19 protein-coding genes and 1 pseudogene are annotated in these 22953 nt (G+C 56.0%); 11 read left to right on the top strand and 9 right to left on the bottom strand.

From position 1 onward, the window contains the following. Positions 1-568, bottom strand: a pseudogene (locus A5774_RS07315) (helix-turn-helix domain-containing protein); the annotation flags it as partial. Between the two features lie 106 nt (positions 569-674). Between A5774_RS07315 and A5774_RS07310 the strand changes: the two are divergent. The 8 genes from A5774_RS07310 to A5774_RS07275 all read left to right on the top strand — a co-directional run bounded on the left by A5774_RS07310 (position 675) and on the right by A5774_RS07275 (position 8821). After that, positions 675-2054: an AI-2E family transporter gene (locus A5774_RS07310; protein WP_064834105.1), complete on the top strand. Its 1380-nt coding sequence runs from the start codon at positions 675-677 to the stop codon at positions 2052-2054. A gap of 25 nt (positions 2055-2079) precedes the next feature. After that, entirely contained in the window at positions 2080-3177 is a 1098-nt protein-coding gene (locus A5774_RS07305; protein WP_064834104.1) for a nucleoside hydrolase, read from the top strand. A 137-nt stretch (positions 3178-3314) separates the two neighbouring features. Then, a complete protein-coding gene (locus A5774_RS11730) occupies positions 3315-3848 on the top strand; it encodes an NINE protein (RefSeq protein WP_021353211.1) in 534 nt (177 codons plus the stop codon). 297 nt (positions 3849-4145) lie between these two features. Next, a complete protein-coding gene (locus A5774_RS07295) occupies positions 4146-4868 on the top strand; it encodes a glycosyl transferase family 9 (RefSeq protein ID WP_082936151.1) in 723 nt (240 codons plus the stop codon). Further along, positions 4849-5589 carry an energy-coupling factor transporter transmembrane protein EcfT gene (locus A5774_RS07290; protein WP_082936150.1) on the top strand — a complete coding sequence of 247 codons (741 nt, stop codon included), beginning with the start codon at positions 4849-4851 and terminating at the stop codon, positions 5587-5589. The genes A5774_RS07295 and A5774_RS07290 overlap by 20 nt, the downstream gene beginning before the upstream one ends. Next, positions 5580-6869, top strand: a complete 1290-nt coding sequence (locus A5774_RS07285; protein ID WP_064834103.1) for an ATP-binding cassette domain-containing protein — start codon at positions 5580-5582, stop codon at positions 6867-6869. The genes A5774_RS07290 and A5774_RS07285 overlap by 10 nt, the downstream gene beginning before the upstream one ends. 35 nt (positions 6870-6904) lie before the next feature. Beyond that, positions 6905-7564, top strand: coding sequence for a DUF1707 domain-containing protein (locus tag A5774_RS07280; protein ID WP_027018243.1), 660 nt, complete (start codon positions 6905-6907; stop codon positions 7562-7564). Between the two features lie 21 nt (positions 7565-7585). After that, on the top strand, positions 7586-8821 hold the full coding sequence (locus A5774_RS07275) for a pyridoxal phosphate-dependent aminotransferase (RefSeq protein ID WP_064834101.1): 1236 nt from the start codon (positions 7586-7588) through the stop codon (positions 8819-8821). Here the strand turns inward: A5774_RS07275 and A5774_RS07270 are convergent. From A5774_RS07270 to A5774_RS07260, 3 genes are all read right to left on the bottom strand, one after another. After that, entirely contained in the window at positions 8805-9356 is a 552-nt protein-coding gene (locus A5774_RS07270) for a hypothetical protein (RefSeq protein ID WP_064834099.1), read from the bottom strand. The two genes, A5774_RS07275 and A5774_RS07270, sit on opposite strands and share 17 nt — an antisense overlap. Before the next feature lie 106 nt (positions 9357-9462). Next, positions 9463-10083 carry a hypothetical protein gene (locus A5774_RS07265; RefSeq protein WP_064834097.1) on the bottom strand — a complete coding sequence of 207 codons (621 nt, stop codon included), beginning with the start codon at positions 10081-10083 and terminating at the stop codon, positions 9463-9465. 619 nt (positions 10084-10702) lie between these two features. Next, entirely contained in the window at positions 10703-12049 is a 1347-nt protein-coding gene (locus tag A5774_RS07260) for an MFS transporter (RefSeq protein WP_027018247.1), read from the bottom strand. Between the two features lie 69 nt (positions 12050-12118). On the opposite strand from A5774_RS07260, the gene A5774_RS07255 reads away from it, so the two are divergent. The 3 genes from A5774_RS07255 to A5774_RS07245 all read left to right on the top strand — a co-directional run bounded on the left by A5774_RS07255 (position 12119) and on the right by A5774_RS07245 (position 17315). Further along, positions 12119-13771 (top strand): ABC-ATPase domain-containing protein, encoded by a 1653-nt coding sequence (locus tag A5774_RS07255; RefSeq protein WP_064834095.1) that lies wholly within the window; start codon positions 12119-12121, stop codon positions 13769-13771. Between the two features lie 446 nt (positions 13772-14217). After that, positions 14218-15876 carry an HNH endonuclease signature motif containing protein gene (locus tag A5774_RS07250; RefSeq protein ID WP_064834093.1) on the top strand — a complete coding sequence of 553 codons (1659 nt, stop codon included), beginning with the start codon at positions 14218-14220 and terminating at the stop codon, positions 15874-15876. A gap of 113 nt (positions 15877-15989) precedes the next feature. Beyond that, positions 15990-17315: a hypothetical protein gene (locus tag A5774_RS07245; protein ID WP_064834091.1), complete on the top strand. Its 1326-nt coding sequence runs from the start codon at positions 15990-15992 to the stop codon at positions 17313-17315. A 62-nt stretch (positions 17316-17377) separates the two neighbouring features. On the opposite strand, the gene fepB is transcribed toward A5774_RS07245, so the two are convergent. From fepB to dcd, 5 genes are all read right to left on the bottom strand, one after another. Then, complete coding sequence (gene fepB, locus A5774_RS07240; protein ID WP_064834089.1) at positions 17378-18490, bottom strand: Fe2+-enterobactin ABC transporter substrate-binding protein; 1113 nt, start codon at positions 18488-18490, stop codon at positions 17378-17380. A 101-nt stretch (positions 18491-18591) separates the two neighbouring features. Further along, the gene (locus A5774_RS07235; RefSeq protein ID WP_023018473.1) at positions 18592-19893 is read right to left on the bottom strand and encodes an alpha/beta hydrolase-fold protein; all 1302 of its coding nucleotides are present in this window, start codon (positions 19891-19893) and stop codon (positions 18592-18594) included. A gap of 152 nt (positions 19894-20045) precedes the next feature. Then, complete coding sequence (locus tag A5774_RS07230; protein WP_023018474.1) at positions 20046-20528, bottom strand: ferritin; 483 nt, start codon at positions 20526-20528, stop codon at positions 20046-20048. Positions 20529-20926: 398 nt separating this feature from the next. Next, a complete protein-coding gene (locus A5774_RS07225) occupies positions 20927-22321 on the bottom strand; it encodes a UDP-glucose/GDP-mannose dehydrogenase family protein (RefSeq protein ID WP_082936149.1) in 1395 nt (464 codons plus the stop codon). A 40-nt stretch (positions 22322-22361) separates the two neighbouring features. Next, entirely contained in the window at positions 22362-22925 is a 564-nt protein-coding gene (gene dcd / locus A5774_RS07220; protein WP_021352870.1) for a dCTP deaminase, read from the bottom strand. Positions 22926-22953 lie beyond the last annotated feature (28 nt).

The following is a 22953-nucleotide window of genomic DNA, read 5'->3' as shown; positions in this document are numbered from 1 at the left end:
AAAAATGTTGACCGGGCAAGACATGCCGCAACCAGCAAGTCTTCCAGGCGGTGGGCTGACTTGAGGGTGACGATAGCTTCTACTTTCAGCCTCGTCGCTGGTTCCTCAAGTCCCGCAATTTTTTTAAGTACGCATTTTCTGCCCGTAGTTTCTCCACCTCGCGGCGTAGCCGATCTTCCTCGGTCAACGGTTTCGAGCTGGCGCTGCCTTTCGGTCGTCCCTTCGGTTTCGGCTGCAACGCTTGATCACCACCGGCATGCCAAGCCCTCACCCAATAAGAGACAAGTTGGTCCGATGACAAACCAAACTGCCTAGCCAGTTCCATCTTGGACTCGCCGTTAATGAACCGATCGACAACTTCCTTCTTTATTTCGAAGGAAAAATGCTGCTTAGTTGGTTTCTCCACAAGACATAGTCTGCCATGCAGCTTGAAACGACGCTCAAATCTTTTTACCGGATACAGGCCAACTCCTAACCGGTGAGCCGCCGCCCTATAGCTCAGCCCTTGTTCAAACAAGTCAACGAGCTGCTCGCGTTGAGATTCGCTCAAAGAACTTCGTGCTCTCATAAAAAGTGCTCCTCACTAGTCGGAAACTGATTTCTCAGTCCAACTAATGGGGAGCACTTCACCTCCGGGGCGTTTTTGTTTGCCCTAGTAAGTTATAGTCAACGTTGTGACTAACCACGATGACGCTTCTGCCAGTGCCAGCAGCGAAGGCCAACCAGCCGAAATGGCATCACGCCCTGCCAGCCCGGCCAACCAAATCACCGCGAATGATGGCGCGGCACCGGAGCCCGGGCTGAGCAATATTACGCCAGACCGGAAAACCCCTGTGATAGTCGAGGATGTAGACCGCTCTGTCATTTGGGCACGTGATGGGAAAACTATGGCGGCATGGGCATGGCGGATGATTATCTCTATCGCTGCCCTGGCGCTGGCTCTGGTCATCGTGTACTTCGCCTGGCGAGCGATCCTTCCCGCGATTCTGGCAGTTTTGGTGACGTCCTTGCTGGCACCAGTGGCGAAGCTGCTGAAGGCGGCGAAGTTTCCGCCTGCAATAGCCGCTTTAACCACGTTATTGGGTTCTATCGGTGCAGTCGTCGGAATTTTTGCCGCGATGGGCCCGACCATCCGTTCCCAGGGCTCTGCGCTGGTCAATGAGGCGGAAAATGGCGCGCGCGAACTGCTGTCCATGACGGACCGGCTGCCATTTGAGGTAGACGTCAGCAAGGTTTCGGAATTTTCCGATAGCATTGTGAAATTCTTGCGCAATCAGTCTGGCACTATCGCTTCGGGCCTGGTCTCGGGCGTCTCGGTGGCCGGCACGCTGGTAATCACCATCGTGATCATGTTTGTACTGACGTTCTTTTTCCTCAAAGACGGTTCGAAGTTCCTGCCGTGGCTGCGCCAATACACCGGCCACGATATCGGCTGGCATGCCACGGAGTTACTGACCCGCGTCTGGAATACCCTCGCAGGTTTCCTCCGTACCCAGGCGGTGGTTTCGTTCGTCGATGCCATCTTCATCGGTTTGGGCTTGTGGATCCTGAATGTGCCACTGGCATTTGTATTAGCGACAATTACATTCTTCGCTGGCTTCATCCCCATCATCGGCGCTATTACTGCCGGTACCTTAGCCGTCATAATCGCACTGGTGTCCAATGGTTTGACCAATGCTCTGCTGGTTTTGGGCTTGATTATTTTGGTGCAGCAGCTGGAAAGCAATATTTTGCAGCCCGTACTGCAGTCGCGTTCGATGGGGCTGCACGCCGCAATCGTGTTGCTGTCTATCACTTTGGGTTCTGCTCTAGCTGGCATTATTGGTGCGTTCTTGGCAGTGCCAATTGCCGCTACCGTCGCGGTGATTATGCGTTACCACTCGGAGATGGTGGGGCTGCGCGCCGGTGACCTGACCATCGACGACATTGAAATTGCCTCGAGTGAGGACGACGAGGATGCGAAGTCGTCGTTATCTGCTTTCGTCAAGGTAAAACAATCGCTCACGGATATGGTTGCTCGTGCGCGCAAGACCCGCCAAGCAACCAACAACTAGCCACTAAGCAGTTAAGCTCGGCACTATGACAACTCATGCATCGACAACTCGTACATCGATAACTCGTGCATCTCGTTCTGGCCTGCCGACGATTCTCCTCGACTGCGATCCTGGTATCGATGATGCCTACGCGCTGTTTTATCTGTCTGCACTGCACCATGCACGCGAAATCAATCTGGTCGGGGTGACCACCACCGCCGGAAACACGACGGTGGAAAACACTGCCCGTAATGCCGCTTGGGTGCTTGGCCACTGCTCCCCCACTGCGCCTCGGGGTGCGCCAGCAGGTGCAACGTCAATGCATGCGGCCGCAATCTCCCTAGTCCCTGTTGCTATGGGCCATCCCACCCCGCTGAAGGTCGAGCTAGAGACCACCCCGGAAACCCACGGCCTGACCGGTTTGGGTTATGCCACCAGCACCTGGCCGGGGACCGCGGACAGTGATACTCCTGGCCACGGGGTGCGCTTGGGCTCACAGTGGCAGGAAGTCTGGGAGCATGCGCTACGTACGCATGACGACGTCCACCTGGTCGTTACCGGCCCTGCCACCAATGCCGCAATATTTGCGCAGGAGCACCCAGAGCTGTTCGCGAGGTTTTCTGCCATCACGGTGATGGGTGGTTCTCTCAATTATCCGGGCAATACGACCCCAACTGCCGAGTGGAATTTCTGGGTCGACCCCCACGCGGCACAAAAGTTATTCGAGGTTGCCCCCGTCCCGGTCACCCTGTGTTCCTTGGGCGTTACCGAGCAGATGCTGCTCACCCCGGCACGGCTGCGGGAGCTACAAAATCAGATGCCCGACACCACGTGGTCTGGACTGCTTGAAGAAATCACACGGTTTTATTTTGAATTTCACGATGGCGTCGGCGAAGGCTACCAGGCACAGATTCATGATTTGCTCACGGTCATGATCGCTGTGGGTGCAGTCGATACCATCAACACGAAAACGCGTGTGGCCGTCGAGGCGGAATCCGAGCTGTTCCGGGGCACCAGCGTCGCAGATTTTAAAAACCATTGGGGCCAGGAGCCCAACGCTCGGGTGATCCGCGCGGCTGATATTTCGGCTGCTTTCGCCGAGCTCAACCGTGCAGCACGATTGACTGCTGGTTACCTGCGCTAGCGGCACGGGGAATTCGCTATAGGGGGGCGCAACCCCTGACGCCCGGAACCACGCCGGCCGAACCCTGCCGACCAGCATAAATAAGCTCACCAAGTTCACTGCTGCCGCAGTCCACAACGTGCTCTACACTTGGTTGCATGAACTCGCAGGATCACGGCCACAACGAGCACGGATACAACAAATACAGCGCCTACGATAACGACGGGCTGCCGAAGCAGGATTATTCGAAATACTCGAACAATTCCGGTTATTCTTTCGATACTACTAACAATGCTGGGAGCTATGCTGGGGACTATTCCGCGCATGATGCTGGACAGTACAGCCCTGCACAGCACAACAACTATGGCTACCAAGGCCAAGGTATGCAGCAGAATATCCAGTATGGTGATCCGCAGCTGCCGTACCCTGGGTACAAGCAAAAATCTATGTTGTTGTCCGCGCTTTTGGCCTTTTTCTTAGGCACGCTCGGCGTACACAATTTCTACCTGGGTAATAAGCAAAAGGGTATTATCCAGTTGGTGATGCTCGTGATGGGCTATGCAACAGCAATTATTTTGATCGGCATCCCGGTGCTCTTGGCTCTGCATCTCTGGGTGTTCGTGGAGTTTATTCTCATTCTGACCCGCAGCGGTGGCTACGGCACTGATAATAATGGCGTGCCGCTGGACTAGTTCTCGCTAGGAACCGCTACACTGTTGCACGATCAAGTCGTCCTTCGGCACGATTTGTTGTCCGCCCTCCCGAGGTGACATAGGGATACCAGGCGGATTTGCGTGTGTAAAAAGCATCGGCCCACCGCAGCCTGTGCATTGTTGATCCGCTAAAAGTTGATCCGCTAGAAACGAGTATTCATGTCACCTGCGAAATCTTCGTCCTCATCTTCCCCCTCTTCCCGCTCCTCTGCCGGGTCCTCTCCCCAGTCCCCTGTCAGTCCCACTCGTAACGCACTGATCCTGCGCTGGTTGGGTATCTCCGCCATTGCCGCAACCTGGTTGATCCTAGTCTTTGCGCGCCCGACGGAATGGGAATCTGTCGGCTCCACCGCCGCGTTGTTCACCATGGGCGGATACTTGCTCGGCACTGTTTTGCTGCTGATTTCCACCGTGCCGTATATCCCGGCGCGCACACTCGCGATCATTCCGGTGGCGTTGGTGCTTAATATTCTCGTCGGCCAGATCATCGGCGCCTCTGGTATTCCGCTGTACCTCGATGCCGTCGGCACGGTGCTCATCGCGGCTCTCGCCGGGCCATATGCGGGCTTGGCGACGGGCGCTCTCAGCAACCTCATCTGGGCTTTGCTTACCCCTGCTGCCCTGCCATTCGCAGCGGGTTCGGCTGCAGTCGGCTGGATGTCCGGTGTGGCCATCCACAAATTCGGGGCATTCCGCCAGCTGTGGCGCCTGATTGTCTCTGGGGCGATCGTCGGAATTATCGCTGGTGCGATCGCCGCGCCCGTCGCGGCCTTCGTCTACGGCGGTACCGCGGGTGTGGGTACCGGCGCGGTGGTGTCCTTGTTCCGCGAGATGGGCCAGTCGCTGTTGGCGTCGGTGACGTTACAGTCGTTCATCTCGGACCCGCTGGATAAGATTTTGGTGCTGCTCATCGTTTGGGCCGCCTGGAAGGCATTGCCGAAGCGCACCCTGCGCCAGCTGCTTCCGCCGCAACACCGCGATGAAGCAGAGCACAGCTAGTACGGCTCAGGTGCCCGTCGGCAAGCCAGTGCATTTTTTGCACCCGCTCACGGTCATCATTATTGGCGTGTCCGCGTGGGTGGCTGCATTGTCTATTTCCTGGCCGCTGCTGCATGCCGCGATCATTGCCTTGGGTTGGCTCGCGGGCATTGCTGGTTCACGCAGCTTAGCAGTCCCGGCGACGTCCATCGCGTTATCCATTCCCGCGGGGTTGTCGATGCTGCTGGTGCACGCCCCGCACGGCGAACACCAGATCGCACCGTTGCTCACTTCCGACGGGCTGGTTACCGCAGGTGAACTCGCGCTGCGCTTCTGCGCGCTCATGACTGCCCTGCTGGCGGCCATGGCGAATGTACACATCCCGGATCTGCTCAAAGCTCTCCAGCACCTCGGCCTGCACCATTCCGTCGTCTATGTTTTAGGCGCCTCCTTACAGCTGCTCCCGCAAGCCAGCGCTTTAATCAGCGAAGTCGCCACCGCCAACCGCCTGGCTGGGCGCAAAGTCACCCTCACCACCGTGATTCCCCGCATGATCATTCCCGTGATCACCCGTCTTTTAACCCGGGGTGCCGACCGTGGAATCGCTCTTCAGGGCATGGGGTACGACGCACCTGGCCGGCGGACTGTGCTTTACCCGGTCCGCGCACACCGCTGGGAGATCGTATTGCGACTCATCTTCCCCGCCGCAGCCATCGGGTTGGTGGTGCTCGCATGGATATAAACGCGCTACACCGGCAGGTCTGCACCGAAAAATTTAGCCACGTCATGCTTGCCGACGACCACAGTGCCGACGACCGCGGCGCCGAAAAGCACGGTGCCAAAACCAATGACACCGCAAGCAATGATGCCTGGCAGATCGCCCACGCTTATTACGAATTTCTGCGCGGCGAACCTGCACCGGCTCCCCGTGTTGTGGTGCTGGGTTATGAGATCGGCTCGGTGGTCTCACACCAGCGCGACACGGTCATCGAAGAAATCGCGCAGCCCATGGAGCAGCAGGGGATTGCAGCTGCAGACATGGAACCACGCTGTCGAGAAATTTTGCACCAGCTCGGGCTCGAAGAGTTCGCGCACACCCACCCCGCGCAGCTCTCGGGTGGGCAGACCCGGCGGATGCTGGTGGCCAGCTTTTTAGCTGCCCGCCCGGATATCATCATCACCTGCGAGCCCACCGCCGGGCTGGATCCGGATTCGGCCCGAGCGGTTATGGCTGCATTACGCGAGTTCGCAGTAAGCGGCGCTGGGATGGTGTTGTGCTTGGATTATCGGCACGCCGCAGATCACGGCGGCCTGAGCCTGGCTCGGATTGCACCCGGCGCCATCGTCGCGGAGTGGTCCGGAATCCGCGCCCGTCGTCGCACACCAAAGCGGCGCTGGTGGCAGTTTGCGAAAACCACTAATCCCGCACGCGAGTTTTCCAGTGCGCCGGTGGATCTCCAGGCTCGTGCCGGTACGGTGTGCTGGTTACGCGGGGATAATGGCGCCGGAAAAACCACCTTGCTGCGCCAACTTGCTGGCATCAGCACAGATACCAACCCCCACACCAGCCCAGACACCAACCCAGATGCCCACGCCGCGCCCAATATCAAAGCAACGGTCTCGCTGGCTTTGCAGGATCCGGCAGCGCAGGTGCTGGATGCGTCGGCAAGCGCCATGCTGAACGACGACACACTCTGGAAAATCATCAGCCCCCGCCCGGACACCACCACGCACCCTTCCCCAGAGCTCACCGGCGATACCCACCCGTTGGATCTCAGCCCGTCACAACTGCGCTTGCTGCAGGTGGCCGCGGTGATCGCGCAGCGTCGGCAGGTGGTGTTGCTCGATGAACCGGATGTGGGACTCACCCCGGCTGATCGCAGGCGGCTGCATGCGCTGTTGCACGAGTGTTTGTCCGGTGGAGCGGCGGTGATCATGACCTGCCACGATCCCTCGTTGTTGCAGGATGTGGCGACGTACGCGGAGGTTACTGAAGCAAAAATCGCGCGAGCAGCCGGCTAGAGCATAGGGTTAGGGCATCCGGCTAAGATGACGGTATGAGCACCCCCTTCAATCAGAGTGATGCGTCGATGCGCCTGTCCGATGCAGACCGCGACCAGGCGATGAACGCCCTGGGACACGCGCTGGCGGAAGGCCGTTTGCAGATCGACGAATTCGATGACCGGTGCGCGGCCGTCGCCCAGGCGCAATACCAGCGTGACCTGGATCAGGTATTCGTGGATATCCCGTTTACGCAGCAAGCCACCGGCGGCGCCGTGGAAAAGTACTATTCCGAATCCCAGGTGCAGCGCGCACGGGAGGCCGCGAAGAAGCCGCGGCTGGGCACGTCGATTCTGACGTCCCTGGCGGGCATGATCGCGTTTCCGGGCTTCGTCGCGTTGGCCTTCGAGGCGGGAAGCACCGGCACCGCGATGTTGTTCGGAGGCTTAGCGATGCTGAGCGCATTCGTGGTTCCGGCAATTTGGATCGCACTGTATGTCATGCAGATCGGCCCGGATTCCTGGCACCGCCCGTCACCGGCGCAGTTGGAGCGGCAGCGTCGCAAAGAAATCCGCGCTGCAGAAGCTGGGCGTCGCGCAGAGCAAAAGGAGTTGACGCGCCAGCAGTGGGCGGAGCGTCGGGCGCAGGCTGCGGAGTTGAGCGGGGATGCGATGAACATGGCGCGGGAACAGTTGAACAAATGGAAAAACCGTTAGCGTTTTTGGCAAGATAGAGGAATGAGTCATCCACGTCACCCTGCGCGCATTTTTGATCAATCCGACAAGATCAAGAATATGGCCTACGCGATCCGCGGCCCGGTCGCGGATTTAGCCGAGCGCATGGAGGCCGACGGCCACCGCATCCTGAAACTGAACACGGGTAACCCGGCAACGTTCGGTTTTGATGCCCCGGATGTGATCATGCGGGATATGATTTCCGCGCTGCCCACCGCGCAGGGTTATTCCACCTCAAAGGGCATTGTTCCGGCGCGCCGGGCGATCGTCACTCGCTACGAGTTGGAGGATTTCCCAACGTTCGATATTGACGATGTCTTTTTGGGCAACGGGGTTTCTGAGCTGATCACCATGACCACCCAGGCGCTGCTGAACGACGGCGACGAGGTACTAATCCCGGCCCCAGATTATCCTTTGTGGTCTGCGGCCACCTCCCTGGCCGGCGGTGTTCCGGTGCATTATTTGGGCAATGAGGACGACGGCTGGAACCCGGATATTGAAGATCTGAAGTCCAAGATCACCCCGAAAACCAAGGCGCTGGTGATCATCAACCCGAATAACCCCACCGGTGCGGTCTATTCGCGTGAGGTGTTGCAGCAGTTAGTAGATATTGCCCGCGAGCACCAGCTGTTGTTGCTTTCCGACGAGATCTATGACCGGATTCTTTACGACGACGCCACACACATTTCCACCGCGTCCTTGGCACCGGATCTGGTGTGCATTACTTTCAACGGTTTGTCGAAGGCTTACCGTGTGGCCGGTTACCGTGCCGGCTGGATGGTAATTACTGGCCCGAAGCGGAATGCTGCTGGTTTGATCGAAGGCTTGGAGATGCTGGCTGGTACCCGCTTGTGCCCGAATGTGCCAGCGCAACACGCGATCCAGGTGGCACTCGGTGGGCAGCAATCGATTTACCAGTTGACCGGCGAGGGCGGGCGGTTGTTGAAGCAACGGGATATCGCTTACGAAAAGCTCAGTGAAATCCCGGGCGTATCCGTCGTCAAGCCAAAGGGTGCATTGTATTGCTTCCCGAAGTTGGACCCGAATGTGCACGAAATTCATGACGACGCGAAGCTGATGCTGGATATTTTGAAACAAGAAAAGATTCTGATGGTGCAGGGCACAGGTTTTAACTGGCCGCACCCGGACCACTTCCGCGTGGTCACGCTGCCGTGGGCGTCACAGCTCGAGAATGCGATTGAGCGCTTGGGTAATTTCTTGGCTAGTTATCGGCAGTAGCATGGTTCTTTCGCTTGTCCCGCCAGATCGCTACCGGGAAATTGAGGACCAGCAAACCGATAAATGAGCCAACAAGAGCCATCACGGTGCCGATACCTTGTTGGCTTGCCACTCCGAATGATTCCAAATACGCTTCGCCGAAAGCAATTCCCGATGACATCGCCAGCGGTGCGAGAAAGCCACCCAATAGGGGGATCGCGCACCACATATTAATCATGATGGAAACTCCCCCTACGCTAAGAATGCACAGCGCAATCTGCCAGTACGGATAGGTTCCCGGAAAAGATCCCGCTCCTTCTAAACCTGGGCTAGCCGACCAGCTTAACCAGGCTGCAGCAAGCACAGGCCCCACAATAAAACCAGCGAACCAACGGCTCAATAAAAATACGGAGAACGGCCATTTCAGTTGGTCTATGGCGTTTCGGTTCTCCACAGAGAAACGGAAAGCAAGATATAACGCCAACAAAGCAGCTGCAGTAGGCAAAACAACCGCAAATCCCGCGATATTGATAAATCGTTCTACGTGAAAGTCCATTTTGTCCTCATATTTTGCTAACGGTTATCACGCTGAGCAAGATTAACCACCGCGAAATATGACTCACGTGCGTAAATTGGCGTTGCCCGCCAATAGCATAGTAGTTTCACTGGGCGTTACCCTCTATTCTTGGCTTGTTTTTGCGAAACTTCCATATCGAAAGAGGGAGATTGACCACTATTAAAATTAGAGTGCCAACAACAGAAGTGTAAGCCGTTGCTAAACCGCTAATATTGTCGGGCACAGTAGATTCAATAACAACGAACACTGTAGCCATTCCCATCGTAATTCCCAATGGCACAGTTATCCCAGGTACGAGCAAAAGACGGTTCTTAAGATTAAGTATTACCGAGATAATTATTGCAGTCCCAACTAGCCCGAATGCTTGCCAATACGAATATTCACCCGGGGGGCCGATACGGGGCATATTATTTTCTACATACCCAGACCAACTTAACCAAGCAAAAGGTAAAATAAGTCCCACACAATAACCTGGCACGCCAGATTTTAAGACTTTTGCAAAGCCTTCCCAATATGAATAGTTTTTCAATTCATCTGAAGGCAACTCTTGAAAGAGTGCATATCCTACAGCGACTCCTACGGACATAGGTAGCAAAAGAAATATACCCGACCAAATCAAGAAAAACTGTAAATTAAAGTTCTCAACATGATCTAGTATTAATCGATACCCATCCCAACCTACATGAACATAGGCATTGAGAGTCATTAATTGACGTTCCTTTCCCGGTAAATATATCAATTTTTAGTATCTACAGCAATAAAATATAGATCTCTAGCGGTCTGACAATCGTATTTCCGGATTGGTGCCCCACCATAATTTGCGTTACAAATTTTATTCATATTCGAAAATAAATCTACGTAACACCCTCTATAAGACGTGCCTTTTAGATCTGCTGTATCCATACAATAATCATGTCGCGCCCAATTGTCCCATTGCATATACTTCCATGGTTTATGGCATCCCCAGTACTCATAATGCCGTGGAATAGACACCCCACCAAAATCCTCACCACTATAACGATCAATCACACAAGCACGCGAGGCACGTGCCCCACAGCAGCGGGAGAAACCACACCACCGAAACACAATACCCAGACAGCCACAGCCGAAACTATTCTGCGTCGAAAAACGTTTAACATGGCTCAAACTACTTTCTTCTATTCTAATGATTAAGATCATAGTAAAGCTTTCTATTCAGATAGCAATACCTTTCAACAAAAACAATCAATAAAACCAAAAACAACACCCCTGACTACCCCCATTATTCACAAGTAGTCTCGCAATTAGGGATGGTTAACAGTGAAAATCCATCTCCCGCGTACCTCTTATACAACCCGTGCGTGTTCACGCGGGTTATCCACCTTATACAGCAGCGCCAGGCCGACGGCCAGGATCGTCGCAATCGCGAAAATAATCGCGATATTACTGTGCAATACCGCCAAAAAGATACTGATCAACACCGGCGCGAGAAACGACACGCTGCGCCCAGCCGTGGCGTACAGGCCGAATAATTCCCCGGCTTTTTCTGGTGGGGCAATTCGCCCAATAAATCCACGCGACGACGCCTGGGCAGGCCCAACGAACAAACAAAGTCCAAGACCAAAAATCCAGAATGCGAGCGTCGGAGTGATCGGTCCACGCTCTTCACTAAAAATGAGCAGCACCACGGCCGTCGCCAAAAGCGCCCAAAGACTCGCACTGATCACGAATTTAGGCCCCAGCCGGTCGTCCAACCAGCCACCCAAAAACGCCCCGAGCGCAGAGATCACGTTTCCCGCGATGCCGAAAATGATGACGTTCGCAGGCGAAATGCCGTACAGCGTGGTGCCCAGGATCGCGCCATAGGCGAAAACTGCAGAAAGGCCATCGCGGTAGATCGCCGAGGACACCAGGAACCAGAAGGTGTTGCGGTCGTCGCGCCACAGTCGAACGATGACGGCGAGCAGGCGTCGGTAAGATTGCGCAATACTGACGTGCTCGATGGTGTTTTTATCTGCGGTTTTTTCTTTGTGAAGGAGCAGCGGCAGCGCGAAAATTAAAAACCAGGCGGCAGAAACCACGGCGACGGCGCGAATATTCAGCGCTTCGTCTTCCCCAATTCCAAAAATGTGCGGCGGCTCGCCCGCGATCAGGCTCAGGTACACCAACATCAACAGCCCAATACCGCCCAGATAACCAAAGCCCCAGCCGATGCCAGAGATCCGCCCCATATTCCCCTCGCGGGCGATGTCGACGATCATGGCGTTGTAGTTCAGGTTGGCGAATTCGTCGAAAAGCGTCAGGGAAGCCAACAAGCTCACCCCGAGCAGCAGAAATCCTGGTTCTGGCTGCACGAAGAAGCACGCCGCCATCAGCCCCACCACCAGCAGGGTATGCACGATGAGCCACAGCTTGCGCCTGCCGGTTTTATCCGCGCGCTGCCCAATCACCGGGGCGGTCACCGCAATAATGATACCGGCGATGGCGTTGGCGGTGGTCAGCCACTGGGTGCCGCGTTCGTCGGGGCCGAAGACGTCGGAGGCCAGATAAGTACCGAAGACGAAGGTGACCATCACCGCCGACACCGAGGCGTTGCCCCAGCTCCAGAGGAACCAGCTGGCAATCATGGATTTGCTGGATGTGTCTGAGCAGCTGGCAGAGTCAGTTTCGGAGTCCGCGGTAGTGGCAGTCATATCTTATGTATACCGAAAGTTTTTCGGTGCCTTTCCACGACACCCCGCCCAATACGTAGGCTGGGGCGCATGAGCCTTGCACGTTTATTAACTTCCATCGATGGCGCTGGTTACGGCGCCTACAAGAAATTGCACGGCAGCTATGAGCTGGGTGAATACCGGCTGCGCGTGGATAAGGTGCAGTCCGATCCGTTTGCGCCGCCGTCGCTGATGCAGGTCGACGTACCTAATCCGGTTCCTGCAGAGTTGGCGGGGGTGGCCGCACGCGATTTCCTGACGCGCCGCATTGCCCAGGCCTTTTCCGGCGACCGCGACTTGCACATTGACCAGCCGGGCCAGCAGGTTTTGGACCGGGCCAGCGTCGTGCTTACCGACGACGCCGGGGCGGGCTCCGGCATCCGTGCTAACACCGCTACCCTGCGCATCGAGGTGCAGCTGCCGGCCCGCGGCCGCAAGATCCTGGGGCGCAAGGCACGGGCTTTGCTGTGCGACGTGCTTCCGGCTGCGTTGGACCAGGCGCTGGATTTTCCTGCCGACGACCTGCGCGAAGCGGTACTGCTCGAGCGCGACCAGAACTACCTGCGCGAACAGCTACCGGGCCGAGGCCTGATCGCGTTTATCGGCGATGGCTCCAGCCTGCCGCGTTCTGCTGGCCACCGCGACACCCCGGCAGAAAAGGCAGTGCCGTTTCGCGCACCGGATTCGCTGCGCACCACGTTCCAGTTGCCGTCAGGACGCGAAGTCACTGGCATGGGGGTTCCTGCTGGCGTCACGGTGATTGTTGGTGGCGGTTATCACGGCAAGTCCACGTTGCTGAAAGCGCTGGAACGCGGGGTATACAACCACGTTGCTGGTGATGGCCGCGAGTTTGCGATCACCGTCGATTCCGCTGCTTCCCTGCGCGCCGAGGATGGCCGCGCGATCACGGGAGTGGATATTTCGCAGTTCATTTCTAACTTGCCAGCACAGACGGATACCACGAGCTTTTCGACTGATAACGCCTCCGGTTCTACTTCCCAGGCCGCGGGGCTGATGGAGGCGTTAGAGGCCGGTGCGTCTGCGTTGCTGATCGACGAGGACACGTCCGCGACGAATTTCATGATCCGTGATGAGCGCATGCGCGAGTTGATTCCGACGGAGAAGGAACCGATCACTCCCCTGGTTGATCGCGTGCGTGGGCTGGCTGAGGTTGGCGTGTCGACGGTGCTGGTCGCGGGTGGTTCCGCGGCGTTTATTGATGTCGCAGACACCGTAATCCACATGGATTCCTACCATCCGTATGACATCACGGAGCGTGCGGCTGGTTTGGCGCGCGCCGTCGACAAGCAGGAGCCGTTTCCGAAGCCTGCACACCGGCCACTACCGGCGAAGCGTTTCCGTGCGAAGAAGCCGCCGCAGGCCAAGGGTGCGGGCATTCGCGTCGGTAAGGGTTTTATTGATTTGTCGGCGATATCGCAGCTGGTAGACGGTTCGCAGACCCGCGCGATTGCGGCGATTTTAGATAGTTTGAGCACGCAGCACGGTGAGTCTGCTGCGCTTGTCGACGAGGTGTTGGAGCAGGTTAAACGTGGCGGAATCGATGCGGTTTCTCGTTTTTCGGGTGGCGGCGCACCTGGCAGCAAGGGCAAGCACCCAGGCGGCGCGTCCGGAAAGCACCCAGGTCGTTTAGCGTTGCCACGCAAGTTAGAAATCATGGCCGCGATTAATCGCGCGCGGGGTTAATGGATCGTGGTTAATGATGTGGGTGTGCTTTACCGGGCACGCCCACTTCCCGGTTTTATAACTCCTTACTATTCCTTACAACTTTTACAACTTTTACAACTTTTATAACTTTTACAATCTTTACAATTTTTACGTTCCTTATACTTTGGGTGAACATGAGAACCCCCACTCACCGACCCGGCGATTGTGCAATGCGAAAATTGAATCGATAGACAGAACTTGCACACTATACTGTGCAATATTTGATTGCGGCAAGGCTAAAATCATGCTATATAACCCATTTACCTGGGACTATCATACTTCTACACCGCCTTGTCGGGAGGTTCCCCAGATTGCCGATCCAATTTTTTAGGGCTCATTTTTATTCGAACACTGTTGTGTTTTTACGTTTCGTGCGTTAGACTAGAGACATTCCAGTTAGCAAGCATATTCGGGGGAGGGAATCCGTGAACGCCGAGGCAACCTCTTATTTCACGCACTGCAACCCTCACGACAAAGACGCCCAAACCATGCTGCATCTGCGTCGGCAAGAGTTTTATGCCTGGGATTCCCTCATTGATTTTGAGCATTACGATTACGATCTTTTACTCAAAGGGCTCATAGAAACCAGCGGCCTGAGCAGCCACAAGGTTGGCGACATCATCGGCGCGTTTTATCGCATGACTGATCTGCCTAAACTGCGTGATTTAGCGACGACGATGTGGCATATCGACATAGATCGGTGGATCGCGATCGACCGCGCAATGGTTAAAGCCGGCGATGTCAACGCACACTTGTTCGCTGTCATCGATAATTTGCTGGTCGAATACCTCACGCCAACCAAACCTGCGCAGCAGATGCCGTCGAAACGGAGCATCACCAACCGCATTAATCGCGAAATCGAAGCCCATGATTCCTCTGTTCGTCAGAAGCAGAAAAAGAATCCGACGCGGAAAAATTATGAAGTCCACGCTATTCCACTGGGCAGCCGCAATGGCGACGATACCCACGAGTTTCATTTCGACACCGACGCCGCTACCGCCGTGAAGATCGATGCCCACGTGCATGAGCATGCGAAAGAAGCGGGCATTTCGCTTCGCGACGCCGTCGTGGACTTACTACTAGGTAAAGCACACACATCCGTGACCCTAAATTGCTACCGCGCCACCGACATTGCCGACGCCCCACTGTTCATCTCCACAGATACCGGCGCCGGTGTAACCACACTGTTTGGCACCGCAGCCGACAACATCGCCGATCAGGCGGGCAAGCACCACGACATGGATGCCACCGCGAACCACGAAGTCACAGGCTATGCCACCACACCAACCATGCGCGCTGCCGTAACCGGACGCGATGGACACTGCCGCTACCCAGGCTGCACAAAACCCGCAACCATATGCCAAATGGACCACGTCATCGAATACCACGACGACGGGCCAACCACCCCAGCCAACCTCATTTCACTGTGCCAACACCACCACAACATCAAAACCGACAAACGCGCCCGCCCCATCTTCGAACCAGCCACCGCAACCATCGTGTGGTTATTCGCCGACGGCACCTGGCAATCCACCGAAGCAGAAGGCCCACTAGCTAAGCCAAACCGACGTTGGGTACAAACGCTGCGCCAAAAGATGGCCTGTGCACGCAACGCCCACCGGGAGGAAGCACAAAAGGAAAAACGTCGGCAAGAAAAGCAGAGCGCTGAACAAGCACAGCAGCAAACGCAACACAGTACTGTGCATGGCGATGAAACTGAGAGCACCAGTGGTGTTAGCAGTAACGTTAGCAATGACGACGGCATAAACACTCCGGTCGACGACCCATGGGAGCAGTCACAACAATCCAAAAAGAAGAAGGCACCAGGTGAAGAAGAGCACGAGCAACTCACAAACACGCAAGAACAACAGCTCTGGCACAACGATCTCACCTGGTTGCAGCGTGCCTTGAACATGTGGAGTTTTAATACAGACAACATGAAGCAATTCCGACCCCAGTTACGCGCAATTCACACCGGGGTTGCTGGGCTGCGAGAATCCGGACTGAGTTTATCGACTCACACCACAATGGCTTGCGCAATGGATGAATTCTCGACGATGTTCAGCCCACGCGTAATACATTAGCCTTGAAATTCCCTGAAATCTCTGTGCACTATGCGATAGATTACAAACCATCTCGTCCCCAGTCAGATGATTCCAGACAATATAGTTCCTGCAGGATAACCAAGGTGAAACACATGAACCGTCCCACCCTCGGCATGATTTTCCAGCCGTCGCGCACATTAGTTACCGCTCTCTGCGCCGCTGGCCTAGCCCTAACTGCGTGCAGTTCTGCCGACGATGCATCGAAAAGCAACGACGCATCCACGAATGCGCAGAGCAGCGAGCAACAATCCAGCCAAAACGAAAGCACAAAAGAAGACACTGGTGAGCAAGCGAAAAAGCTCGCAGAAACCTACGGCAAATTCCTTGACGGCCAAGACGCAGGCGATTACGCCCTCGTTCACATCGACGACTCCGGCCATCCTGCACTTTTGTTCCGCGAGCACAATCCCAGCGAAATTCGCAGCATCCAGGTCCACTACCCCAACGACGACCTCACTGATACCACGCTGCTCAAACACGAATTTGCTGATGGTGCTGCCAGCGTGGGTGGTTCTCGTACCCGCCTGCTCGCCACCGCCGACCACAACGGCTTGCTGCAAAAATCGTGGCAGTCGATCTCGCCGGATCGCAAAATAGAACGCTACGTGCTCGCCGACAGCACCATGCACAAGGACGGCCAAGAATGGAATTTCAACTCTGCGGCGATCCCTGCCGAGTACAGCGATGCCGCGCAAGCAATTATCTGGTCGGAAGTCTCGGAGCGTGCGCTCATCGACGCACTAGCCGACGGGCACGACAACCCGATGGAGACTCTGCGCAGCACGGAAAACTTCCCCCACTTCGTTGCCGGAGCTTATACTTCTGATCCATTCGCCAAAGCCGTGCACGAAGCATTTATTAACCAGTGGGTCGAAACCGGAAAAACTGATGTCGTGATAGAAGCGTATTCCACGGTCACGGGCCAGAACTATTCCATGAGCTGCGATGGTGGGGCAGTCGACGGCACCGTGGTGTGTGCTGGTGGAAACAATGCCAGCGTCACGATCTCGGATGAAGCTCGTAGTGAAGGAAGCGGAGGAAGCACTGGTGCTGGTGGCGGGTCCCAGCCTGCGCCGTCGCAAAGCACGGATGCGACAAATCAACTTACCGGCACTGTGCGGGTGATGACGGGGTATGAAACCATCCAACTGCGAGGTCCTAAGGATTTAAACCAACACGAACCACGGGGTAATGACAAGTTCAAAATTTTATTTTTTGACACCCCGCAACAATTTCCAGCATTCTCCGCTGGCCATGTCAAGATGATTCCGACTACAGCATCCTACGTCGTCCTTCCGGAGGGGTCTCCATATCAAGATGGTGAACGAGGAACCCTAGACCTGGACTCGAATCAATGCACTTTGCCATCCGACGCCAGTCTCCCACGTGGTATACGCTGTTACTCGAAAAACACATAAAACACGGCCTGGGCGTTTGCTAGCACCCATGCACTCTAGCGCGCCTTAGGCGCTACTTGACGCTACTTCGCGAAGTGCTTCTCCAGCTCGTCCAGCATCATCATCGCACTGTAGAAGTCCAGGCGGAACAGCTCTGGGCTCAGCAAGTAGATAGCGTCGTTCGCGATAGCAGGATTGTTGGCCAACAGTGGGTTGTTCTTCAACTCCTCTACTGGGTCGCCACCGGTGGTGCTCATCGTCAACACGGTTTCACCGGTGATGGCCTTCGGGGCGTTTTCCGGGACCACGGTCTTGACGTCTTTACGCGCACCACGCGGACCAGCGGTATCAACGATCTCGTCGTCCGGCACCGCAACCTCAAAACCAATATCTTCCAGCAGCTGACCCTGCGCTGACTCCGCGCTCCAGAAGTTCAACCCGCGATCACCAGGCAGCGGCATGACAAAGTTCGTCGGCTGCTTTGGCAGCTCGATGGCCTTGGTGACCTCTTCCAGGCGATCCTCATACTTTTGCATCGCCTCGGCAGCATCCTTTTCATGCCCGGTGGCCTCTGCAAGCAGGCTCATAATCTCGTCCCACCCCTGGTCAGAATAATCAACCACCACGACGGGCACACCAATGGCGCTGAGCTTGTCATATTCAGCCACCGCCGAATCCTGGCCACTGGCACTCACAACGATCATGTCTGGATCCTGCGCTGCAATTGCCTCCACATCTACCTCAAGGTTGTACAGGCTTTCGACGCCTTGTTCTGTGGCTTCATCGGCCCATTGCAGGAAAAATCCCTGCTCGTCGGCCAAACCGCCGGCCGCTGCACCGCCAGTGGCCTTGATGGGTGCATCCATAGCCAGCAAGGAACCGGTCAAAGTCACCGAAGTCGACACAATATTCTTCGGCTGCTCGGTAATTTCAACTTCTTCAGTATCACCAGTGACCTCACCGTTGTTCACAACAAGTGAATCCACAGTCCGCGGCCACGAGGTGGCATCATCTTCACTGCCAGCAGTTTCTCCAGCAGTTTCCGAACTCGTGGCGTGCGCACTCGTGCTTGCGGCATCCGATCCATTGGCGGATTCGTCAGCTTGGCTGCAGCTGACCAACAACAGGCTGAATGCGGTTACGATAGAAACGGCAAAATACGCATGCCTGTGCACAATTCGGCGTCGGGTTGTCATTTATCTGCCCTTCAAATTAAAATCTTCCTAGGTGTTTAGTTAGCCCATCCTTGAAATTACCTAAATGATTAGGGTTAAAGAATGGATAGCCTTATTTACATTCAACTTTCGTGAATATACACCCGACCCAAAACATGCTTAAGAAGCTGCGCACGCCAGGACACAAAATCATGACCACCCTCGTACACCGTGAGACTATGCGGCCAACTGCAGCTTTCCAGCTTGCGCGCTAACAAGAACGCTTTGGCGACACCGACATCTTCGCGCACACCTACATCAATATGAATTCGTGGCATAACCTGCTGCGATAAAAACTCCTCAGTAATCCAGCTGTAATTCTGCAGATTATTATCCGTCGGGACTGCCTTACGCTCGGGCCGCCACCATAACGACGGCGATTGGACCAATACCGTGTCATAGGCATCGGGATACAGTTGCGCGATACGCAATGCCGCCAAGCCACCCAGCGATTGCCCAGCCAAGATGCGGTGTTCTGGGCTCAATTCCACGCAATGCTCGGCAGCCAGCGTCGCGACGTATGCAGTCAGCTGTGTGCACACGAATCCCAAAAACTCTTCTTCCAGCCCGAGGCGACGCACGCGTTGCGCATTGGAATCATTCACAATCGACAGCACCGCCATCCGGCGTTCCGAGTTTTCATTCACCGCGGCAATATGGGCGGCCAGGTTGGCTTTCTGCCAGTTTTCCCCGTCAAAAAGCGTGAGTAGACCAACTTTTTGGACCAGCTCATCGCCGCCCCCGCCAGTGTCAGCAGAGTCGGCACCGGCAGCAGCGTCGCCAGCATCGGCAACACCGGTAGGGATATTAGTAGCTGGTAAATACAACAGAAACCGCACGTCTCCCAGTTGGCCAGGGATCGCACGCATCTCCTGCTTGCCGACGGGCAGCGGCTGCGAAATCTCCGAAAGCCCAAAGCCATCCTCACACCACAAGGTACGGATCGCGTGCGGGTCACACATGGTGGGGGTGCGATGGCCCTCGGTGAGTTGAAAACCATAACTGCCCTGGTACTCGGATGATACTGCCACCGAATGAGTCCAGATATCTGTACCTGGGACATGCGTCATAGCCCCCAGGTCGTACTTTAATTTATCTGTAAGCCGATTAATGTGCAGGTGAAGGCCGGTCTTCAGGAGCTGATTCACGGTAGGAAGCCGTCGGCTGGTGGCAGCCTGCAACTCGCTATGGCGCACCGCAAATGCATAAGACGAATCATCGTGACTGCGACGGGGAAAGCCGCCGGCTGCCACATGATTCCAGGCGGCATCGAGTTGTACCGAACCTGCCGCACGTACAGAATCGGTAAAACCAGCAGAATCTGCTGCAACGGCCTGCTCCAGTTGTCGACGCAGTTCTGCTTCCTCGCCCGGCAGCACATTCATGATTGCATAGGCTACCGTAAGTGAAATTTTTTCATTGCGGATCCCCGCCCTTAAATTCCACTACGGGTCCCAAGCAGCAAAAAGACCCCAGGAAAATCCTGAGGTCTTCAAGCAGGGCTCTCAGAGCCATTCTTTACTGGCTCTTGTAAACTTTAGCGTTCTGCCAGCTGAGCGTCGATGCGCAGAATGCCGGATCCGTTGTCGCCTACCAGCTCAAGCTGGTCGACGATCTCGGAAACAGATGCTTCTTCCTCGATCTGCTCATCCAAGAACCAGTTCAGCAGGGTGCGGGAGTCAACGTCGTCGATCTCGTCAGCCAAGCGAACGATGTCGCGAATCTGGCCGGAAACCTTCTTCTCATGCTCCAGGGCAGCCTTGAAAGCATCGATTGGCTTCTCGATCTTCAGATCATCAACGCTGATCTCGCCGATCTGTGGCTTCTCGTCGCGATCCAGCAGGTGATCAGCGAACTTCTGTGCGTGCTCACGCTCCTCATCAGCCTGCTTGAACATCCAATCACGCATACCAGGCAGGGACAGCTCGTCGAGCTCGTATGCCAGCTGGGTGTAAATCAAAGCAGCGCCGTGCTCGTTAGTAACCTGCTTGTTGATCAAGTTGAATAGCTTCTCGTTCATGGAACGATCACACCTTTCTAAGAAAATCAATTCCGAAACCGTCTATCCGGTTCCGTGTGCTTTGTTGTGATTCCCAGACTACCAACAATGCCGCGAAATGCTAACCCTATGAATCTTAGATAAATCAATAGGTTCCACTAATCCACCTTAGGGCACACAACCCTGCTACCTGCAGGAATACCTAACAAAGGAAACCCAAAACCCGCTAGTCAGCCCCTAAATAGGGGGACCTAAATTAGTAACTCTGCATGGTTTGATAGCTCACTCGGCGCCATTTTTAGCCTTTTTCCAACGCCGAGCGCCACCGAAAATCATGTCAGAAACCACCCCATTTCAGGGGTAATTCTTCAAAGGTGCGCGAGTCCCGCCGTTCCTAATTCCTGCAGTGCGGAACTACTTCAGTCGCCACGGCCAAGTGCATGAACCTGCCAACCGGCACCCCGCCAGCGCGCGAGGTCCAACGCATTGCGTGCATCAATCAACACCGGCTCGGCCACCAACTCCGCCGCCCACACCGGGTCCAGTTCCCGGTACTCCCGCCACTCGGTCGCCAGAATCACCAGATCAGCCCCAGCCACACCGTCGGCAAGCGAAGCCGGATATTCTAGGCCCGGATACACCCGACGCGCATTCTCCACTGCCTGCGGGTCACACACCCGCACCCGCGCACCACGCAGCGCCAACTCAGCAGCAACATGCAAGGCCGGGGAATCGCGCACATCATCAGAATTCGGCTTAAACGCCGCCCCCAGCACCGTGATTACCGCGCCCGACAATCCCGGCCGTGCCGACCCCGCAGGCTCTGCCACCTTCGGAGGCTGCGCCACCTTCGGAGATTGCGCCACCAACTCACTGGCCAGCTGCACCACGCGCTGCCGCCGGCGGGCATTGATCAACTCCACCTGCCCCAAAAACGCCAGCGCATCACCGGCGCCGCACTCGTCGGCACGCGCCCGAAAAGCGCGCACATCCTTCGGCAAACAGCCACCACCAAAGCCCAGGCCAGCACCCAAATACTGGTGCCCTATGCGCTCGTCGTAGCCCAAGGCCTCAGCTACCGCAGCAACATCGCCGCCAACGGCTTCGCAGACCTCCGCGATGGCATTAATAAAACTAATCTTGGTGGCTAAAAAGGCATTCGCTGCAGATTTCACCAGTTCAGCACTCGCCCACGGCATCACCAAAAACGGCGTTCCCCGCTCCAACGGTGCCCGGTACACCTCACGCAATTTCTGCAACGCTGGCGCTGAGCTCACCCCATTCGGAGTGCTTTCTGCCCCCGTTCCCACCACTATCCGGTCCGGGCGCAGCGTATCGGCCACGGCGTGCCCTTCGCGCAAAAACTCAGGATTCCACAAAATATCAACAGTGGCTCGGCTGATATTAGCTGCGCGTTCCTGCAGCCGCGCGGCCGTACCCACCGGCACCGTAGACTTGCCCACCAGCACGTGTTTACCACGCAACAGCGGCGCCAGCTGGTCGACGACTGCCTCCACCGCACTGGTATCAGCCGCCGGACTATCCGCGCGTTCCGGCGTGCCCACGGCAATAAAATGCAACTGCGCAAACTCCGCAGCCTGCCGGTAATCGCAACTAAACCGCAGTCTCCCCGATTCCACGCCACGGGCAACCAACTCTGCTAACCCCGGCTCATAAAACGGCACACGCGCAGCCTGCAACTGCGCCACGCGCGCGGGCGCAATATCAACGCCGAGCACCTCGTGCCCCGCCTCTGCCATACACGCAGCATGTGTGAGCCCCAAATAACCCAGGCCAAAAACAGTAAGATGCACGCAACAACCCCAGTTAGAACCGGCCTACAGCCCAGGCCATTTAACGGAAGTTCAAATAGGACTTCGACGGCGTCGGCCCGCGCTGCCCCTGGTACTTTGAGCCCAACGCTCCCGCGCCATACGGTGATTCCGCAGGCGAGGTCATCGCGAACAACGCCAGCTGCCCCACCTTCATGCCTGGCCACAGCGTGATCGGCAAATTCGCCACGTTCGACAGCTCCAGAGTGATGTGCCCGCAAAAACCGGGATCAATAAAACCAGCCGTCGAATGTGTCAGCAAGCCCAGCCGCCCCAGCGAAGATTTACCTTCCAAACGGCCAGCCAGATCTGCGGGCAAGCGGAATTCCTCCAAAGTGGCACCCAACACAAATTCACCGGGGTGCAGCACAAAACCTTCGTCGTCGCCAACTTCGCGCAGCGTAGTCAGGTCTTCCATCTCCAATTTCGGATCAATGTGGGTATAGCGCGAGTTATTAAACACCCGGAAGAACTTGTCCAGCCGCACATCGACGGACGAAGGCTGAATCAGCTCTGGATCGCAGGGGCTAATGCCCAGCCGTTCAGAATCAATGGCGGCACGGATGTCTCGATCAGACAGCAACATAGCAATTATCCTACCTAGCCAGCGCTTG

The organism is Corynebacterium sp. EPI-003-04-2554_SCH2473622 (assembly GCF_001665955.1).
In the GTDB taxonomy this organism is placed as follows: domain Bacteria; phylum Actinomycetota; class Actinomycetes; order Mycobacteriales; family Mycobacteriaceae; genus Corynebacterium; species Corynebacterium pseudodiphtheriticum.
Note: the sequence above shows the minus strand (reverse complement) of the source record. Positions and strands in the feature narration are given on the sequence as shown.

Bases quoted from the DNA above. Each gene is read 5' to 3' on its own strand.
- A5774_RS07305 (WP_064834104.1), top strand. From the start codon at position 2,080: ATGACAACTCATGCATCGACAACTCGTACATCGATAACTCGTGCATCT.
- A5774_RS11730 (WP_021353211.1), top strand. From the start codon at position 3,315: ATGAACTCGCAGGATCACGGCCACAACGAGCACGGATACAACAAATAC.
- A5774_RS07290 (WP_082936150.1), top strand. From the start codon at position 4,849: ATGAAGCAGAGCACAGCTAGTACGGCTCAGGTGCCCGTCGGCAAGCCA.
- A5774_RS07285 (WP_064834103.1), top strand. From the start codon at position 5,580: ATGGATATAAACGCGCTACACCGGCAGGTCTGCACCGAAAAATTTAGC.
- A5774_RS07280 (WP_027018243.1), top strand. From the start codon at position 6,905: ATGAGCACCCCCTTCAATCAGAGTGATGCGTCGATGCGCCTGTCCGAT.
- A5774_RS07275 (WP_064834101.1), top strand. From the start codon at position 7,586: ATGAGTCATCCACGTCACCCTGCGCGCATTTTTGATCAATCCGACAAG.
- A5774_RS07270 (WP_064834099.1), bottom strand. From the start codon at position 9,356: ATGGACTTTCACGTAGAACGATTTATCAATATCGCGGGATTTGCGGTT.
- A5774_RS07265 (WP_064834097.1), bottom strand. From the start codon at position 10,083: ATGACTCTCAATGCCTATGTTCATGTAGGTTGGGATGGGTATCGATTA.
- A5774_RS07260 (WP_027018247.1), bottom strand. From the start codon at position 12,049: ATGACTGCCACTACCGCGGACTCCGAAACTGACTCTGCCAGCTGCTCA.
- A5774_RS07255 (WP_064834095.1), top strand. From the start codon at position 12,119: ATGAGCCTTGCACGTTTATTAACTTCCATCGATGGCGCTGGTTACGGC.
- A5774_RS07245 (WP_064834091.1), top strand. From the start codon at position 15,990: ATGAACCGTCCCACCCTCGGCATGATTTTCCAGCCGTCGCGCACATTA.
- fepB (WP_064834089.1), bottom strand. From the start codon at position 18,490: ATGACAACCCGACGCCGAATTGTGCACAGGCATGCGTATTTTGCCGTT.
- A5774_RS07235 (WP_023018473.1), bottom strand. From the start codon at position 19,893: ATGAATGTGCTGCCGGGCGAGGAAGCAGAACTGCGTCGACAACTGGAG.
- A5774_RS07230 (WP_023018474.1), bottom strand. From the start codon at position 20,528: ATGAACGAGAAGCTATTCAACTTGATCAACAAGCAGGTTACTAACGAG.
- dcd (WP_021352870.1), bottom strand. From the start codon at position 22,925: ATGTTGCTGTCTGATCGAGACATCCGTGCCGCCATTGATTCTGAACGG.